The following is a 16,476-nucleotide window of genomic DNA, read 5'->3' on the forward strand; positions in this document are numbered from 1 at the left end:
TCTTTCCTTCACTGCTGATGCCAAAATGGCATACCCATTGTTGGGGTTGATGGGGCTGCAACGTCTTTTTCCGGCATCGCTTTTGCTTTGTATGCAAAGCGCCCCGCTTCAACTGCGGCTTTAAATGCGCGGCTCATAGTAATTGGGCAACCCGCCCCTGCAATGGCTGAATTTAATAATACCGCATCATACCCCATTTCGAGTGCTTGGCAGGCATGCGATGGCAAACCTAAACCGGCATCTACTATTAATGTGGTATCGGGTAAGCGCTCTCGAATAGTTTTTAAATTATAGCTATTTAACAATCCCTTACCGGTGCCTATTGGTGCCCCCCATGGCATAAGCACCTCACACCCTAGCTCATTTAAGCGCTGGCAAAGTACTAAGTCATCGGTGCAATAAGGCAATACTTTAAAGCCATCATTAATTAATATTTTTGTGGCTTCAAGTAGCGCAAAAGGGTCTGGCTGTAAATTGTAATCATCGCCAATCAGCTCTAGCTTAATCCAGTCGGTGGCAAATACCTCTCGGCACATTTTTGCAAGCGTTATCGCTTCTTTAACACTGTGGCACCCTGCGGTATTAGGGAGTATTTTTAAGCCTGTATTTTTTATTAACTGCCAAAAGTCATCACCGGCTGCTGCACTTTGTTGGCGCCTAAGCGACACGGTTACAATTTCAGCCCCAGAGGCGACTATCGATTGGGTCATAATGTCGGGCGACGGATAAAGCGCAGAGCCGATTAATAAGCGGCTATTTATTTGCTCTCCATAAATAGTTAAACAGTCTTTAGTTTGCATGAGCTTTATCCACCTTGAATGGGTGACAGCAACTCAACACTGTCGCCTTCATTAAGTACATAGTTACTGTGCCGACTTTGTGGAATAAATTCGCCATTAACAGCCACAGCAAAAGGCGCGACTGCACCAAAACTTTGAAGTACCTCAACGAGTGCTTTGCTATTAACATTAAGTAGCTCGCCATTAATTGTAATATTCATTCTACTCTCACTCTATTCGTGAAACTGCTTGCGCCACTAATGCCGGCGCCAACATATAACCATGTCGATACAAACCGTTAATGCTAATTACATTACCAACTTGTGATACTTCTGGGCGGTTATCGCTAAATGCGGGGCGTAATCCGGTTTGAATACTAAGTAGTCGTGCTTCGGCAAACCCGCTGTGTACGGTATAAGCCGCTGAAAGTAACTCAAGAGTTGAGCGCACTGTTGCGGCACCATTGTCTTGTGACTCTATTTCGGTCGCACCAATTACATATTCACTGTTAGGTTTAGGCGCTATATAAATTGGATAACGCGGGTGCATTAAGCGCACGGGCCTGATTAAACTTACCTCTGGTGCGTATAACCTTGCTACTTCGCCGCGCACACCTCTAAGCGGTTTATCATCTTGAGTATTTTTAGCACCAAGCCCACGGCAATCAATAATGTAATCGAATGGTCGATTGTTTATTTTATTGTCGCTAATGGTTACGCGCTGATTAAATACAAATTTTACTTTGCGTTTGTTGAGCTGTGCAAAGCTGGCTTTATAAAATGCTTGGTTATCTATTTGCCCTTCACAAGGTAAAAATAAGCCTTGGTTAAAACGCCCAGCAAGTTCAGGTTCAAGCATTGTAATTTGTTGGGCATTTATATGCTCGGCAGTGTGATCAGCTAGCGGTTTTATACGCTGTGCAAAGCTTTGTAAATCGCCTTTGTCCTGCTGATGCGCAATGACCAAAGTGCCTTGCTGCTGAAAAAAAACCTCACTTTCAAGTTCTGCAATAATGCTGGGCCAGCGCTTCATTGAATCAAGACCCATTAAAGCTAAATCAGCCTCACATAACACCGACTCAGCAAGCGGGGCAAGCATTGCTGCAGCGACTTTACCGGCGCTATTTTGAGTATGTTCGTCGTCGGCTTCAAACACAGTAACATGGTGCAACTTACTTAGCTCAAGGGCAGCTAAGCGCCCTGCTAAACCAAAACCCACCACAGCAATGTTATAAAACATAAAACCTCCAAAGCAGTTATTAGTAGGTGCGAATTTACTTCGCACTTCTTCAACTTTTAAAGAAGCGAGGTATAAAACCTCACCTACGTCTGCATCTAACTTCTAGCGATAATTACTTTATACCGCTTTATGGTAAATCTCTGAGCCTGTTTGCTTAAACTCAGCTGACTTAGCTTTCATTTCGGCTTCTACATCAACCATTTTTATTTCAATAGCGTCGCCAGCATTATTAGGATCAATACCACGTGTTTCTAAATCTTTAGCGTAATCGCGTACTTCTTGGCTAATTTTCATAGAGCAAAATTTAGGACCACACATAGAGCAAAAGTGAGCCACTTTGCCTGATTCTTGCGGCAGGGTTTCGTCGTGATACTCGCGAGCTCGGTCTGGATCTAAACCAATATTAAATTGGTCATGCCATCTAAACTCAAAGCGTGCTTTTGATAAGGCGTTATCGCGCTCTTGCGCGCCAGGATGCCCTTTTGCTAAATCGGCGGCATGCGCTGCAATTTTGTAGGTAATTAAGCCTTCTTTAACATCTTCTTTATTTGGCAGACCTAAATGCTCTTTAGGTGTTACATAGCAAAGCATTGCACAGCCGTACCATGCTATTTGAGCCGCCCCAATACCAGAAGTAATATGGTCGTACCCTGGTGCAATATCGGTCGTTAGCGGACCTAATGTATAAAATGGCGCTTCGTCGCAGTGTTTTAATTGCTCGTCCATATTGGCTTTAATCATGTGCATTGGCACATGTCCTGGACCTTCAATAAATACCTGCACGTCGTGCTTCCACGCAATTTTAGTCAGTTCACCTAATGTGCGCAGCTCACTAAACTGTGCTTCATCGTTGGCATCAGCAATCGAACCCGGGCGAAGTCCATCACCGAGTGAAAAACACACATCGTATTGTTTTAAAATTTCACAAATGTCTTCAAAGTGTGTGTATAAAAAGTTTTCTTTATGATGCGCTAAACACCATTTAGCCATAATTGAGCCACCACGCGACACAATACCGGTTACACGTTTAGCGGTCATTGGTACGTAACGAAGCAGTACACCAGCATGAATAGTAAAGTAATCAACACCCTGCTCGGCTTGTTCAATAAGCGTATCGCGGAAAATTTCCCACGTTAAATCTTCAGCCACACCATTTACTTTTTCAAGCGCTTGATAAATCGGTACTGTGCCAATAGGTACAGGCGAGTTACGTACAACCCATTCGCGCGTTTCGTGAATGTAACGGCCCGTTGATAAGTCCATCACGGTGTCTGCACCCCAGCGGGTAGACCACACCATTTTTTCTACTTCTTCTTCAATAGATGAGCTGACCGATGAGTTACCAATATTGGCATTAACTTTTACTAAAAAGTTACGACCTACAATCATAGGCTCTGTTTCTGGATGGTTTATATTATTTGGTAAAATAGCGCGTCCACGGGCTATTTCGTCGCGTACAAATCCTGGAGTGATAAATTCAGGAATACTCGCACCAAACGACTCGCCTTTATGCTGCGCGGCTAGTAATTCTTTACGAATTTCTGCACGCCCCATATTTTCGCGAACGGCTACGTATTCCATTTCAGGAGTAATAATCCCTTGGCGTGCGTAGTGCATTTGCGTTACGTTTTTGCCCGCGATACCACGGCGAATTTTTGGAAGGTGATCAAAGCGAATATGATCCAGCCCTTCATCTGCCATGCGTTGCTGCGAGAACTGCGACGTAACAGATTCAAGAACTTCGGTGTCACCACGGCTTTCAATCCATTGTTCACGAAATTTTGGTAAGCCTTTGCGTACATCTAGTTCAAAATTAGGATCGGTATACGGGCCCGACGTATCGTAAACACGTAGCGGATCATTTGACTCATAAACAGGGTTTTCATCTGTGCCACCAATAAACGTATCACTTAACGTAATTTCACGCATACCAACACGCACACCAGGTTGAGTGCCTTCAACGTATACTTTATGAGAATTTGGAAACGGTTGACCCGTTAAGTTATAAATATATTCAGACGCGGCAGCACGAGTTTCTCGGCGTGACGCTTTATTTGTAGTATTTGACATGACTTGCCTCATTGCTTAAGGGTTGTCTTGTCAGATATTCCGAGGAATAGAGAAAGATCGTAAAGTAGCGTACATACTACTTTGCAGCCTAAAATAAACAAAATCACTTTATTGTGCGCATAAAAAAAGACGCACAAGCGTCCCATTTTAGGCAGCTTGTTCCCTACGCAGGTATTAACCTGATCAGGTTCACGGATCCCGCTTTCGCGATCTCAGCCAAAAACTAATTACTTAGCTTTGGCACTCCGACAAGTATTGATATATAAATTCTGTTCGTTAATTTGAAGGTGTTACCCAACAAATCTGCGCTGAGTGTACGTCAGTTAAAAACTGCCCGCAAGGGGCTGTTTTTCAAAAACTTAAAATTATTTAGGGATAAACACAAATGTTTGCTCGCCTTGCATGACTAATTGCTGGCCTTGCATTTTAAGCTCGGCACCTTGCTTTAAGGCTTGTAATAACTGCTGCTCAAACTCATCAAGGTCTTCGCCGCACGACTTGCGCGTCATTCCTAATTTACTTACGGTAAGGTTACTTTCTTCAAGCGAGCCTTCACCAAAAAATTTGTTACAGCCAGCAAAACCGTTTACTTGCAGTGCTTCAATAAAGCTCATTGATGCATTAAACGAAGGTGGAATTGCTAAACCATCAACACGTGATAATTGCCATTGGGTGTATTTAAGCTGCTCACTGGTAACCGTCCCTGTTGATGCGCAACCAACACATAAACCGACTATAAGCATCGGTATTGCTGCTAATTTCATGCTACTACTAACTAATTGTCTAATTAATGTAATTGTAACAATATTTATGCCCTTTATCCGTTAAAAATGCATGTTTTAAATGTAAATTTTTGTTCTATGATAGTTCAAAAGTTATGCGATTAAGTACTAAGTTGCAGTTTTAAATACGTTATCTATTTGCTCTGGTAAAAACGGTCTACCTTTTTCATTAACAGACGTTCCTATAACCAGTGCATTGAGCATTACTTTTTCATCGCTTTTACGTATAACCGTTTGCTTAAACGCAAATTTTAAACGACTAATACGCTGCGGCTCCACAGCCACATAAAATTCATCACCTGGTAATAGTGAATGTTTATAGTCCATTTCGCTGCGCATCACGACTAGGTTAATTTTATCTTTCGCTAATTGAGCAAAATCAATACCGTGTGCGTACAAGAATTCATGGCGAGCATGCTCTAAATAATTAAAATAAACACTGTTATTTACGATACCTTGTAAGTCACATTCGTAATCACGTACTTTGAAGTCAACTTTAAAGGTCATATTAGTAATCCTGATTATTTAACGTATAATTGCCGCGTTTATAGCACATGTGTTTAAATAATTGCTACCATACGAGTCCCTAAAATGGAGTTAAGTAACCCAATGAACTTACGTTTGTCTTTAATTACTGCCGCACTTTTACCGCTGCTTGGTGCACCAATTGCAGCTAACGCTGATGATAGCGACCTAGAAAGAATTGTTGTAACCGGCGATTTTCAGCGCGAAAGCATTCAAACTTTAAGCGCGAGTGCGAGCTTATTCAGCGAAGATGAAATTAATCAACGTGGTGCAAGTTACTTAGACGAAATGTTAGGCAGTACCGCCAATGTAAATTTTGCATCTGGTGCGTCGCGCGGTCGTTATATTCAAATTCGTGGCGTGGGACTTCGTTCACAATTTGTAGATCCTATTAATCCATCTGTAGGCTTAGTAATTGATGGTATTAACTATTCTGGCCTTGGTGGCAGCTCATTATTATTTGATATAGACCAAGTAGAAATTTACCGTGGTCCACAAGGTACACGCTTTGGCGCAGACGGTATGGCCGGTATGATCCAAATGGGTTCAGCTAAAGCCACGAGCGATCCAAGTTTAAAATTACAAGTAGGTGCCGGCACATACAACACCCGCGAAGCAGGCATTGCAGCAAGCACAGGCTTAACAGATGACACTAGCGCACGCGTTAGCTACTTTCGCAGAAAGTCAGACGGTTACGTAGATAACTTGTACTTAAATGACGAAACACAAAATCAAGACGAACAAGTAGCCCGCTTTAAAATAAACAGTCAGCTTACAAAGCATTTAAATACTGAGTTAAACCTTCACTATATTGACATAAACAATGGTTACGATGCGTTTACGCTTGATAACAGCCGTAATAGTGTTGCCGATGAACCAGGCCAAGATAATCAAGAAAGCTACGCTATAGGTGTCAAGAATACTTACACGGGTTTTGACGCTTTTGATGTAAATCTAAACCTATCGGCTATTGATACCGAATTACTTTACAGCTTTGACGAAGACTGGGTATGTAACGATACAAGTGAGCCAAAGTTATGTGCTGCTGGCTTACATCCAGATGGATACAGCTCAACTGATTTATACAGCCGCGATCGCGACGATCAGTCTGTAGATTTACAGTTTAATTCTAAAACGGGTAACTGGGTTGCGGGTATTTATTACCAAAACCGTGACGTTGATTTAGAGCGCCAATACACATGGTTAGCAAGCCCGTTTTCTTCAACTTACGAAACGAGTAACGTTGCAGTATATGGTCAAGTAGCGACTCCAATTGGCCCTAAAACAACATTAATTACAGGTTTACGTGTAGAGCAATACCAAGGCGACTACACCGATAGCAATGGCTTTATACAAGACACCGACGACGTAATGGTTGGCGGTAAAATAGCACTTGAATATCAAGTGATTGATCGCACTATGATCTACACCAGCATTACGCGTGGCTACAAAGCTGGCGGTATTAACTCAGAAGCGCTTGCTAAAGCCAAAGATGAAGGCTTAAACCTAAGCGCTGATTTTTTCCAGCAACACACCAGTTTCGACCCTGAATATTTATGGAGTGGCGAATTTGGTGTTAAAGGCTCATCGCTTGATGACAAATTTACGCTTCGCTTAGCTGCATTTTACATGCACCGCGACGATATTCAGTTAAAAGCATGGCAAGTAGAAGGTCAGCAATTTACCGGTTATGTTGATAACGCAAGTTCTGGTAGCAACTACGGATTAGAAGTTGAAGGTAGTTACCAACTAACTGATAATCTATTTTTAACGGGTAGTGCTGGTTACTTAAACACTGAAATAGATGACTTTGTAACGCAGTCTGGCTTAAACCAAGACGGTCGTGAGCAAGCACAGTCACCTAAATACCAGTATGCGTTTACTGCTCGCTATAACTTTACAAGTGAGCTTTACGGTATGATTGGTGTTGAAGGTAAGGACGACTACTACTTCTCAGATAGTCATAACTCACAGGCACCAAGCAGCAACTTAGTTAACTTAAGCTTTGGCTACGAAGCAGACATGTGGGCAGTTCGCGCATGGGCTCGTAACGTGTTTGACGAAACAGTCCCTACACGTGGTTTTGAGTTTGGTAATGACCCACAAGATGGTTACGCAACGCATACCTATACACAATTAGGTGAGCCTCGTGTAGCAGGTGTTACGTTTACGCTTAATCTTTAAGGCACAGCCGTTGGCTTTCAAATGAAAGCTTTCTGCAAGCAAATAAAAACACCGCGTTTAATTTAAACGCGGTGTTTTTATTTGTAGGTGAGGTTTTATACCTCGCTTTTTATAAAGTTAAATTACATGAGCGCGAAATAAATTCGCACCTACAGATTTAGCGTATATTGTTGGGTTTGATGTTTATTGTAGGTGAGGTTTTATACCTCGCTTATTTATAAAGTTAAATTACACGAGCGCGAAATAAATTCGCACCTACAGGTTTAGCGTATGTTGTTGGGTTTGATGTTTATTGTAGGTGAGGTTTTATACCTCGCTTTTTTATAAAGTTAAATTACACGAGCGCGAAATAAATTCGCACCTACGGTTCGCGTTTACACTTTATTTGTAGGTGAGGTTTTATACCTCGCTTTTTTATAAAGTTAAATTACATGAGCGCGAAATAAATTCGCACCTACAAATATTCCACCTACGCCGACAGGCTAAGCATCACGCTCTTTGAACATCAAAAGCTATTACGTCTTTAATTTTCTCTTTATTTGTTGCGAGCATTACCAACCTATCAATCCCCAAAGCCACCCCTGCGCACTGTGGTAATCCATGCTCCAATGCTGCAATCAAGCGCGTATCCATTGGCACTTGCTTTAAACCGTTGTTAGCGCGGTATGTGTTATCTTCATTAAAACGTTTAGCTTGCTCACTGGCATTTGTTAGTTCGTTAAAGCCGTTAGCCAATTCCATATTTTTGTAATAAAGCTCAAAGCGCCCTGCTACGCGTGCATCATGTTCACAAATTTGTGCAAGTGCCGCTTGAGAAGCTGGAAAATGATAAACAAAACACGGTTTTTCTTGTCCTATTGTTGGCTCCACTTTCATACAAAATAATAATTGCAGTAAGGTATCTTTATGCGTTTCATTTTGGGCTATATCAGCAAACCCCTGCTCACAAGCAAGCTGCTTTAATTGCTCTATATTTGCGGTTAACGGGTCAAGCCCGAGTGCTTTTTCAAACGCTTGCTGATAGGTAAGTCTAGTTGCAGGCGCGACACCTAAAACAAGCTGCATTAGCTCATCCATTTCATCCATTAAAGCAAATTCATCAAAGCCTGGGCGATACCATTCCAGCATTGTAAATTCAGGATTGTGATGGCTACCGGCTTCTTCATTTCTAAATGCTTTACAAAGCTGAAAAATAGCGCCTGAGCCTGCTGCTAACAAGCGTTTCATGGCAAACTCTGGAGATGTTTGTAAAAACAGAGGAAGCCCACCAGCATGCCCTGGACCTACAAATTTGGTATTAAAACTAGCTAAGTGCACATCGGTTACACTGGCAGCACTTAAGCTTGGCGTTTCTACTTCTAAAACATCACGTACATAAAAAAATTCACGGATGCTACGTAATATCGATGCGCGTTGTTTTAGTGTTTCAATGCTTGCGCTTGGGGCCCAAAGATCTGCTGACATATTTTCTCCAAAAAAAATCCCAGCGTAAGCTGGGATTTTATAAACAATGTTAAAGCTTACTTAACACGGCTTACGTATTCACCGTTACGAGTGTCTACTTTAATTACTTCGCCAATTTGTACGAATAATGGAACTCGTACCACAGCGCCTGTGCTAAGCGTTGCTGGTTTACCACCAGTACCCGCTGTATCGCCTTTAAGGCCAGGATCTGTTTCAGTGATCTCAAGCTCAACAAAGTTAGGTGGTGTAACAGCAATAGGGCTGCCGTTCCATAATGTAATTGTGCATAAATCATTTTCAACTAACCATTTTACTGAATCGCCTAATGCTTTTTCGTCAGCAGCAATTTGCTCAAATGTTTCGTTGTTCATGAAATGCCAAAATTCGCCGTCTGTGTATAGATACGCTAAATCAGTATCCATTACATCAGCACCTTCAACTGATTCACCCGATTTAAAGGTTTTTTCAAGCACCTTACCAGAGATAAGTTTACGGATACGAACACGGTTAAACGCCTGGCCTTTACCAGGTTTTACCATTTCATTTTCTAAGATACTGCAAGGCTCGCCGTCCATCATAATTTTTAGGCCGCCCTTGAACTCGTTGGTGCTATAATTCGCCATCGTTTCCTCTATTTATATTTTTTCGAGTAATCTACATGCCAATGATACAAAGAAATGAAGCAAATTTGCATAAAAACTGGCAAAAAGAATTAGCAAATGTAGTTACCTGCCCAAAAACCTTGCTTGAAATGGTCGGTTTATCGAGCCAAGTCCATGAAAACGACCTAAAAGCCCGTAGTTTATTTCCGGTACGCGTGCCTATCCCTTTTATAAAAAAAATACGCAAAGGCGATCCAAACGATCCTCTTTTGCTACAAGTTATGCCACGCCATCAAGAATTTTTGACTAAATCGGGTTTTAATAAAGATCCCCTACTTGAGCAAGATAACGACCAACCAGGCCTTTTACATAAGTATAAATCACGTGTTTTGGTGATGTTTAAAACCGGCTGTGCTGTCAATTGTCGTTACTGCTTTAGAAGGCATTTTCCGTATCAAGAAAATCAGCTCAATAAAAAAAGCCTGCTAGAAACACTGAGCTATATAAAATCAGATTGCAATATAAACGAAGTGATTTTAAGTGGTGGCGATCCACTTATGGCCAAAGACGACGCAATAAGCTGGTTTTTAGATGAGCTTGAGCAATTACCACAAATTAAACGAATGCGAATTCATAGCCGTTTGCCAGTAGTTATACCTGCGCGAGTTACCGATGAGTTATGTGAGAGATTAGCAAAGTCGCCATTAAAAATTATTTTTATTAATCACATAAACCACGCCAACGAAATAGATGCTGATTTTAAAGCTGCCATGCAAAAGCTTAAACAAGCAAACGTAACGCTTCTAAACCAAGCTGTAATTTTAAAAGATGTGAACGATACGGTTGATGCGCAAATAAATTTAAGCGAAGCGTTATTTGACGCAGACGTATTGCCGTATTATTTGTATTTGCTAGATAAAGTTGAAGGGGCGAGCCACTTTGATATTAATGAAGCGCAAGCAATTGAAATAATGGCAGAGCTATTAAAAGCTCTGCCTGGATTTTTAGTGCCTAAATTAGTAAGAGAGATCGGTGGTCAAAAAAGCAAAACACCTATCGATCTTAAGCTAATTTAAAACAGCATTTAAACGTATATATTTACGTTGTTACCCAATGATGCTGTTACCGATTTAGCCGGTGTTTGCGCACTTGACGATTGTGCAGCACCTTCAATAAGTGCAAGAGCCGCCGCGCCATCTGCTAACTGCTGCTTTTTAGATAAAGCAGCGCTGTAAAGCTCACTGCCTTGGCCTGAGCCAGAAACAGCGGGTAAACTTGTGCCTGATATATTCATATAACAAACCTGACTTTTAAATGTAATCCAAGTATTATGTCGGCAATGCAGTGCAAAGCTTTAGGAAAACCATGGATTCTATTATTGAACAACTCAATGCCAACTTAAAAATTGTTTATCGTCAGGCACTTGATGCTGACAAAAAACTCGACGAGCTTCAACAGCAAGGTCACGGTAAGTTTAAAGCCTTATTTACTGCCGATTCAGGCTTTAGCTTTGAAGCTAAACGTTTTAAGCCTTACGTACTCGACGTAGCCGCTGATGTTGAAAGCTTATCTAACGATGGTTTTGAAGAAGAAAAACTGAAAACAACCGTTATTAAGTTACAACAAATACTCACGTTGTTAGCTACCTTTAAGTAATACCAATCAGCTTAAAAATAAAAATGCCGCTATTTAGCGGCATTTTTATTTTCAGTTAATCTAAACTTGGTAATATTTGTTCACCAAACCACTCTGTTAGTAAGCGTTTTTCGTAATAAAATGATTCGTCGCGGCCCATTTTAATTTTATCCATAAAGCCCATATCTTTAAGCTCCACATCAGTATCTTTACTTAGCACTGTACCGTCGTTATCGGTTAACGAATAATTTAACTTAATGCGTGGAAAGTAAATTGGTTTTACTACACGAATTTCGTCCATACCGCCATAACGCACATCACCTGCTAAATCTAAATCTGTAAACTCTACGTTTAATTTATAATCTTTTGGCAATTGCTCGGCTAGTTTAGCCATATGCTTTTCGAAACTTGCTGCCACACTTTTGTGATATGAGCTCTTTGTTTGGTTTGACGCTCGCACATCACGATAATCATTAAAGTCATGCCATTTAACAACAGACTCACCAGCATGGGCAAGCGCAGGTAATGCGATACACATTGTTGTTGCTATTTTTTTAACTAAATTCATATCTTTCTCCAAAGAGGTAGACCAATCACAAAAGTGTAGATTGGAGTAAACCTAGCATTAGCTATTACTAGACTCATTTTAGCACTTGTTTATTAACTATAACTTAATCTTACGTATAAAGTGTTACTTGTACTGAGTAAAATGTAATCAAAAGTGATTAATTTACCGTTATTAAAAAAAGATGTTATTTAAACTATAGAAATTACAGATAAAGCATGTAAATCACCTCTATTTATGGTGAAATTAACTCAATTGATAAAAGGTACCCACGGAGCTTTCATGACTATTTTAGTAACCGGTGGCGCTGGCTATATTGGCTCGCACACTGTTTTAGAACTTTTACAGCAAGGTAACGATGTTGTTGTTATTGATAATTTAAGTAACTCATCACAAGAATCACTTGCGCGCGTAAAGAATATTACAGGCAAAGAGGCCACTTTTTACCAAGGCGATATTCTCGATAAACCCTTTTTAGATTCAGTATTTGCAAAACACACGGTTGATAGTGTTATACATTTTGCGGGCTTAAAATCAGTAGGCGAGTCGGTTGCAAAGCCCATTGAGTACTATCAAAACAATGTACAAGGTACGCTTACGCTTGTTGATGCAATGCGCGATGCTGGTGTATTTAAATTAGTATTTAGCTCGTCAGCCACAGTATACGGCGACCCTGCAAGCTTACCAATTAAAGAAGACTTTCCTGTAGGCGGTACTACTAACCCGTACGGCACATCTAAGCTGATGGTTGAGATGATGCTACAAGATATCGCCAAATCAGATGAGCGCTTTGCGTTTGCTATTTTGCGTTACTTTAACCCAGTGGGTGCACATGAGTCGGGCTTAATTGGTGAAGATCCTAATGGTATTCCAAACAACCTTTTACCGTTTATCGCACAAGTAGCGGTAGGTAAATTAAAGCAACTCGCTGTATTTGGTGATGACTACGACACAGTTGATGGCACAGGTGTACGCGACTATATACACGTTGTAGATTTAGCTATTGGTCATTTAAAAGCGCTTGATAAAATTGCCAGCAGTACGGGTGCATTAGTTTATAACCTAGGTACTGGTAATGGTTACTCTGTACTACAAATGGTTAATGCATTTATTAAAGCAAGCGATCAAGCTGTACCTTATCAGGTTTCACCTCGCCGCCCGGGTGATATTGCAGCGTGTTATGCAGCGCCAGAAAAAGCACTTAATGAACTTGGCTGGGAAGCAGTGCGCGGTATTGATGAAATGATGCAAGATACCTGGCGCTGGCAGTCAAATAACCCTAACGGTTATAAGGGTTAAGTAAAACAAGCTTTGCGCTTACAATAAGTGCGCGGCATCAAGCCGCGCATACCGAGTATTTTAAACACCGAATTCAATTTTATGGCTGCGTCGTAGGCGTAGAGCTTACTCACGCGAAAAGCGCAGCTTTTAATTACTTATATCTAATATCCAATATTTAATATTTAATATTTAATAACGAGTATCTTCGTTATGTCTGCGCCCACTGTCTTAGCAAGTTATGATAAACCCCTGTTAATTGAATAATCTCTGGGCTATCTTCTACTTTGCTGCGCAAACTTTGAATCGACATATCTAAATCAAAGAGTAAACCACGTTTTTCGTCGCTGTTTACCATGCTCTGTAACCAAAAGAATGAGGCTAATCTGCGCCCACTTGTTACTGGCATTACACGATGTAAACTCGTTGAAGGGTACAACACCATACTGCCTGCTGGCAGCTTTACGCTATGTGAGCCATAAGTGTCTTCAATAACAAGTTCACCGCCCTCATAGTCTTCGGGGTCATTAATAAATAACGTCATTGATACATCTGTACGAATTTTTACTGGCGTACCCGGCACTTGTCTAATCGCATTATCTACATGCACTCCAAACGATTGCCCACCTTGATAACAGTTAAAAAGCGGAGGAAAAATTTTTGCGGGGAGCGCTGCCGACATAAACAAATTACTACGCGCAAGTGCTGCCATAATAATGTCGCCAAGCTCTTGGCATTCAGGGCTATTTTCAGGTAGCTGTAAGTTATTTTTTGCTTTGGTTGATTGATGCCCTGCGGTAATACTGCCATCGGCCCACTGCGCTTTAAGCAAAACCTCATGGCAATACGCCACTTCTTCTTTCGTTAATAGCTCTGGAATTTTAACTAGCATGTGCGCCCTCTCACATTTTCATCAAATAATTAAGGGCAGAGTTAACTCTGCCCTTTTATGCCGTACTTATTTTACTCTTAGAAAGAGTAGCTCGCTGTTAAGCTAAACTTACGACCATCACCTGGTACAAAGTGTCCACCACCTAACTGATCAACGTAATCTTTATCACCTAGGTTTTCACCATTAAACTGCAGGCTCAAATCTTTTGATATGTCATACGCAACCATCAGGTCAAAAATAGTATAACCTGGCGCACGAGAGCGTGTTGAAGTAGTCCCGTTGTAACGCTCACCTACATATTGCGCACCTAAACCAAACGATAATTTATCCGACATATCGTACGTAGTCCAAACACTCGCGCTATTTTTAGGCGTACGTGCAAGCTCGTTACCAATTTGAGTTGCGTCGTCGCCTAATGCTTTAGTTACTTCGCTATCTTGGTAAGTGTATGAAGCAATTACAGTCCACTCTTTAGTAATTAGTCCCGTTGCTGAAAGCTCTAAACCTTGTACGCGCTGTTCACCACCAAGTATTTCGTCACTTGAGCTATCTGCAAATGGGTCATCAGTACGGGCATTGGTTTTTTCAGTACGGAAAAGTGCAGCATTAGTTTGCAGGCGGCCATCCATTAGGCTCCATTTAGTTCCTAATTCATAACTGCGGCTTTCTTCTGCGTCTAAATCAGCTGCATTTGAACGCGTAGATACCGTTAGACTTTCCGCTGATGGATTGAATGAATTACCTGCGCCAAAATATACACTGCCATTTTCTGTAGGTTTATAAACTACAGCTGCATTCCAGCTAAATAAATCGTCACTTGTAGAAATTAAAGCGCTTGGATCATTGTAATCGTTGTGATAATCCGTAGTGAAGCTATCAAAGCGAATTCCGCCTGTAACTTCCCATTGCTTGTTAAGCGTCACTGTATCAAATGCATAAATAGCTTGGTTTTTAGCTTTAGCTTCAATGCTTGTACCGTCACGGCCGTACACACCCGTAAATGCAATTGTTGCATCAGGGTTGTATAAGTCGTTGCGTATTCCATCTTCAATTAGGTTATCAGGCGTAGTTGCAACAAAGTTATGGCGTGTAAACGTTTCGTTTGCAAGTTCAACACCCACTACTACGTCGTGAGTAAAGCCAGCAAACTCATAGTTACCAATTAAATCAACTTGAAGTGCAGCAAGTGAATTTTCAGTATCACGTGTTTTTTCATCTGCAAAGGTAATATCAGTGTCTGTTGTAACCGAGAAATAACGCGGTGCAGTTGTTACTGATTCACGTTTTACTTTACCTAAACGACCTTGCACACGTAACGTAGTATTTTGAGAAAAATCATACTCATAACGAGCTGTTGTTGAGTAGGCTTCAATATCTTCGTAATCACGATAAATATTACCGTAAAAGTTATCAAAATCGACAGGAGAAGGTGAGCGCGCGCTATCTGCAAGTTCAGCTACAGGCGTATCGCTGTAAACCCACGGAATGCCGTAATCTGGTAAATTATCTTGGCGTTGATACTCTAGGTTTAAATCAAAACGGCTGTTTGTACCAAGCCCTGTTGCAAATGCAAACGCAACAGCATTTGTTTCGTTTTCAACATGGTCACGACCTGCAACATCACCTTTATCAGTAAGAAGGTTTATACGTAGTGCGCTTGTGTCGTTTACTTGAATGTTAGTATCAAAACGACCACGGTAATCGTTTTCTGTGCCTAAACGTAGCGAAACGTCGTTAAAGCTGTCTAACTTCGCCTTTTTACTTTCTAAATTAACACTACCACCTGTTGCGCCACGACCAGAAACTGCTGAGCCAGGGCCTTTTGCAACTTCAACGGCTTCAATGTTGTAAATATCGCGTGTGTAACCTGCAACATCACGAATACCATCTACAAAAATATCATTTGTAGCACTAAAACCACGAATCGACATGCTATCGCCAGTAGGTGAGCCCCCCTCACCTGCTGCTAAAGAAATACCTGAAACATTACGCAAAGCATCACGTAGGCTATCTACGTTTCTGTCTTTCATTACCGCTTGGTTAATTGCCGTTACAGTTTTAGCTGTATCGAGTAGCGGTTGAGTGTATTTATGCGACGTTGATTTTTCAACAACATAGCTAGACTCAGTTTTAGTTTCTGCTTTAGTTACCGATAGTTCTTGGACATCCTGTGCACTTGCCCAAGTTGAAAGCGTTGCCGTAACAACCGCTGCAATTGGCTTTATGTAGGCATTCCCTTTATTCGATGGCTTACTCATGGTTACTCCGTAGTTTTTATTAAGCACTTAACTATTGTTAATTTAAGGTACATATTTAATTTCGGCGAAATCCTACCACTCAAACAACGCAATGTAAACGATAACTGTTATCAATTGCATTGTTATGTGAATTCCTATATTGTATACACACTCAAAAATTAACAGTAATTACGTCCCTGTAATTGCTTGTCGTAACTTTCAGG

Annotated in this window: 16 protein-coding genes and 1 riboswitch; of the genes, 4 read left to right on the forward strand and 12 right to left on the reverse strand. The window is 41.1% G+C overall.

What is annotated here, in order from left to right:
• Positions 1-8: 8 nt before the first annotated feature.
• From CXF76_RS10735 to CXF76_RS10760, 6 genes are all read right to left on the reverse strand, one after another.
• Complete coding sequence (locus CXF76_RS10735) at positions 9-800, reverse strand: thiazole synthase (RefSeq protein ID WP_101163636.1); 792 nt, start codon at positions 798-800, stop codon at positions 9-11.
• 5 nt (positions 801-805) lie between these two features.
• Complete coding sequence (gene thiS, locus CXF76_RS10740; RefSeq protein WP_002960781.1) at positions 806-1,000, reverse strand: sulfur carrier protein ThiS; 195 nt, start codon at positions 998-1,000, stop codon at positions 806-808.
• Between the two features lie 7 nt (positions 1,001-1,007).
• Positions 1,008-2,018 (reverse strand): FAD-dependent oxidoreductase, encoded by a 1,011-nt coding sequence (locus tag CXF76_RS10745; RefSeq protein ID WP_024589779.1) that lies wholly within the window; start codon positions 2,016-2,018, stop codon positions 1,008-1,010.
• Positions 2,019-2,135: 117 nt separating this feature from the next.
• Positions 2,136-4,088, reverse strand: coding sequence for a phosphomethylpyrimidine synthase ThiC (thiC, locus tag CXF76_RS10750; protein WP_101163637.1), 1,953 nt, complete (start codon positions 4,086-4,088; stop codon positions 2,136-2,138).
• Between the two features lie 143 nt (positions 4,089-4,231).
• A riboswitch (TPP riboswitch) is annotated at positions 4,232-4,346 on the reverse strand.
• Positions 4,347-4,453: 107 nt separating this feature from the next.
• Positions 4,454-4,852, reverse strand: a complete 399-nt coding sequence (locus tag CXF76_RS10755; RefSeq protein ID WP_306344991.1) for an META domain-containing protein — start codon at positions 4,850-4,852, stop codon at positions 4,454-4,456.
• Positions 4,853-4,978: 126 nt separating this feature from the next.
• Positions 4,979-5,377: an acyl-CoA thioesterase gene (locus CXF76_RS10760; protein ID WP_101163638.1), complete on the reverse strand. Its 399-nt coding sequence runs from the start codon at positions 5,375-5,377 to the stop codon at positions 4,979-4,981.
• A gap of 84 nt (positions 5,378-5,461) precedes the next feature.
• On the opposite strand from CXF76_RS10760, the gene CXF76_RS10765 reads away from it, so the two are divergent.
• On the forward strand, positions 5,462-7,579 hold the full coding sequence (locus CXF76_RS10765) for a TonB-dependent receptor (protein WP_180961370.1): 2,118 nt from the start codon (positions 5,462-5,464) through the stop codon (positions 7,577-7,579).
• A gap of 489 nt (positions 7,580-8,068) precedes the next feature.
• Here CXF76_RS10765 and epmA read toward each other — a convergent pair whose 3' ends face one another.
• Positions 8,069-9,043, reverse strand: coding sequence for an elongation factor P--(R)-beta-lysine ligase (gene epmA, locus CXF76_RS10770; RefSeq protein WP_101163639.1), 975 nt, complete (start codon positions 9,041-9,043; stop codon positions 8,069-8,071).
• Between the two features lie 56 nt (positions 9,044-9,099).
• On the reverse strand, positions 9,100-9,666 hold the full coding sequence (gene efp / locus CXF76_RS10775) for an elongation factor P (RefSeq protein ID WP_010555265.1): 567 nt from the start codon (positions 9,664-9,666) through the stop codon (positions 9,100-9,102).
• A 41-nt stretch (positions 9,667-9,707) separates the two neighbouring features.
• Here efp and epmB point away from each other — a divergent pair, with 41 nt between their 5' ends.
• Positions 9,708-10,721, forward strand: coding sequence for an EF-P beta-lysylation protein EpmB (gene epmB, locus CXF76_RS10780; RefSeq protein WP_024589784.1), 1,014 nt, complete (start codon positions 9,708-9,710; stop codon positions 10,719-10,721).
• An 8-nt stretch (positions 10,722-10,729) separates the two neighbouring features.
• Here epmB and CXF76_RS10785 read toward each other — a convergent pair whose 3' ends face one another.
• Positions 10,730-10,939, reverse strand: a complete 210-nt coding sequence (locus CXF76_RS10785) for a hypothetical protein (RefSeq protein ID WP_002960797.1) — start codon at positions 10,937-10,939, stop codon at positions 10,730-10,732.
• 71 nt (positions 10,940-11,010) lie between these two features.
• Between CXF76_RS10785 and CXF76_RS10790 the strand changes: the two genes are divergently transcribed.
• Positions 11,011-11,301 carry a hypothetical protein gene (locus tag CXF76_RS10790; protein ID WP_007585044.1) on the forward strand — a complete coding sequence of 97 codons (291 nt, stop codon included), beginning with the start codon at positions 11,011-11,013 and terminating at the stop codon, positions 11,299-11,301.
• Positions 11,302-11,356: 55 nt separating this feature from the next.
• Here the strand turns inward: CXF76_RS10790 and CXF76_RS10795 are convergent, their stop codons facing one another.
• Positions 11,357-11,848 carry a DUF3016 domain-containing protein gene (locus tag CXF76_RS10795; protein ID WP_010555263.1) on the reverse strand — a complete coding sequence of 164 codons (492 nt, stop codon included), beginning with the start codon at positions 11,846-11,848 and terminating at the stop codon, positions 11,357-11,359.
• 279 nt (positions 11,849-12,127) lie between these two features.
• Here CXF76_RS10795 and galE point away from each other — a divergent pair, with 279 nt between their 5' ends.
• Positions 12,128-13,144: a UDP-glucose 4-epimerase GalE gene (galE, locus tag CXF76_RS10800; protein ID WP_024589785.1), complete on the forward strand. Its 1,017-nt coding sequence runs from the start codon at positions 12,128-12,130 to the stop codon at positions 13,142-13,144.
• 190 nt (positions 13,145-13,334) lie between these two features.
• Here the strand turns inward: galE and CXF76_RS10805 are convergent, their stop codons facing one another.
• Together CXF76_RS10805 and CXF76_RS10810 are read right to left on the reverse strand one after the other, a co-directional pair.
• On the reverse strand, positions 13,335-14,015 hold the full coding sequence (locus CXF76_RS10805; protein WP_007585050.1) for a Fe2+-dependent dioxygenase: 681 nt from the start codon (positions 14,013-14,015) through the stop codon (positions 13,335-13,337).
• A gap of 77 nt (positions 14,016-14,092) precedes the next feature.
• On the reverse strand, positions 14,093-16,273 hold the full coding sequence (locus CXF76_RS10810) for a TonB-dependent receptor (protein WP_101163640.1): 2,181 nt from the start codon (positions 16,271-16,273) through the stop codon (positions 14,093-14,095).
• Positions 16,274-16,476: the final 203 nt, after the last annotated feature.

It is taken from the genome of Pseudoalteromonas sp. 78C3 (assembly GCF_002836695.1).
GTDB classification, from domain to species: domain Bacteria; phylum Pseudomonadota; class Gammaproteobacteria; order Enterobacterales; family Alteromonadaceae; genus Pseudoalteromonas; species Pseudoalteromonas arctica.

Bases quoted from the DNA above. Each gene is read 5' to 3' on its own strand.
- efp (WP_010555265.1), bottom strand. From the start codon at position 9,666: ATGGCGAATTATAGCACCAACGAGTTCAAGGGCGGCCTAAAAATTATG.
- CXF76_RS10765 (WP_180961370.1), top strand. From the start codon at position 5,462: ATGGAGTTAAGTAACCCAATGAACTTACGTTTGTCTTTAATTACTGCC.
- CXF76_RS10790 (WP_007585044.1), top strand. From the start codon at position 11,011: ATGGATTCTATTATTGAACAACTCAATGCCAACTTAAAAATTGTTTAT.
- CXF76_RS10785 (WP_002960797.1), bottom strand. From the start codon at position 10,939: ATGAATATATCAGGCACAAGTTTACCCGCTGTTTCTGGCTCAGGCCAA.
- CXF76_RS10755 (WP_306344991.1), bottom strand. From the start codon at position 4,852: ATGAAATTAGCAGCAATACCGATGCTTATAGTCGGTTTATGTGTTGGT.
- galE (WP_024589785.1), top strand. From the start codon at position 12,128: ATGACTATTTTAGTAACCGGTGGCGCTGGCTATATTGGCTCGCACACT.
- thiS (WP_002960781.1), bottom strand. From the start codon at position 1,000: ATGAATATTACAATTAATGGCGAGCTACTTAATGTTAATAGCAAAGCA.
- thiC (WP_101163637.1), bottom strand. From the start codon at position 4,088: ATGTCAAATACTACAAATAAAGCGTCACGCCGAGAAACTCGTGCTGCC.
- CXF76_RS10745 (WP_024589779.1), bottom strand. From the start codon at position 2,018: ATGTTTTATAACATTGCTGTGGTGGGTTTTGGTTTAGCAGGGCGCTTA.
- epmA (WP_101163639.1), bottom strand. From the start codon at position 9,043: ATGTCAGCAGATCTTTGGGCCCCAAGCGCAAGCATTGAAACACTAAAA.
- epmB (WP_024589784.1), top strand. From the start codon at position 9,708: ATGATACAAAGAAATGAAGCAAATTTGCATAAAAACTGGCAAAAAGAA.
- CXF76_RS10760 (WP_101163638.1), bottom strand. From the start codon at position 5,377: ATGACCTTTAAAGTTGACTTCAAAGTACGTGATTACGAATGTGACTTA.
- CXF76_RS10810 (WP_101163640.1), bottom strand. From the start codon at position 16,273: ATGAGTAAGCCATCGAATAAAGGGAATGCCTACATAAAGCCAATTGCA.
- CXF76_RS10735 (WP_101163636.1), bottom strand. From the start codon at position 800: ATGCAAACTAAAGACTGTTTAACTATTTATGGAGAGCAAATAAATAGC.
- CXF76_RS10805 (WP_007585050.1), bottom strand. From the start codon at position 14,015: ATGCTAGTTAAAATTCCAGAGCTATTAACGAAAGAAGAAGTGGCGTAT.
- CXF76_RS10795 (WP_010555263.1), bottom strand. From the start codon at position 11,848: ATGAATTTAGTTAAAAAAATAGCAACAACAATGTGTATCGCATTACCT.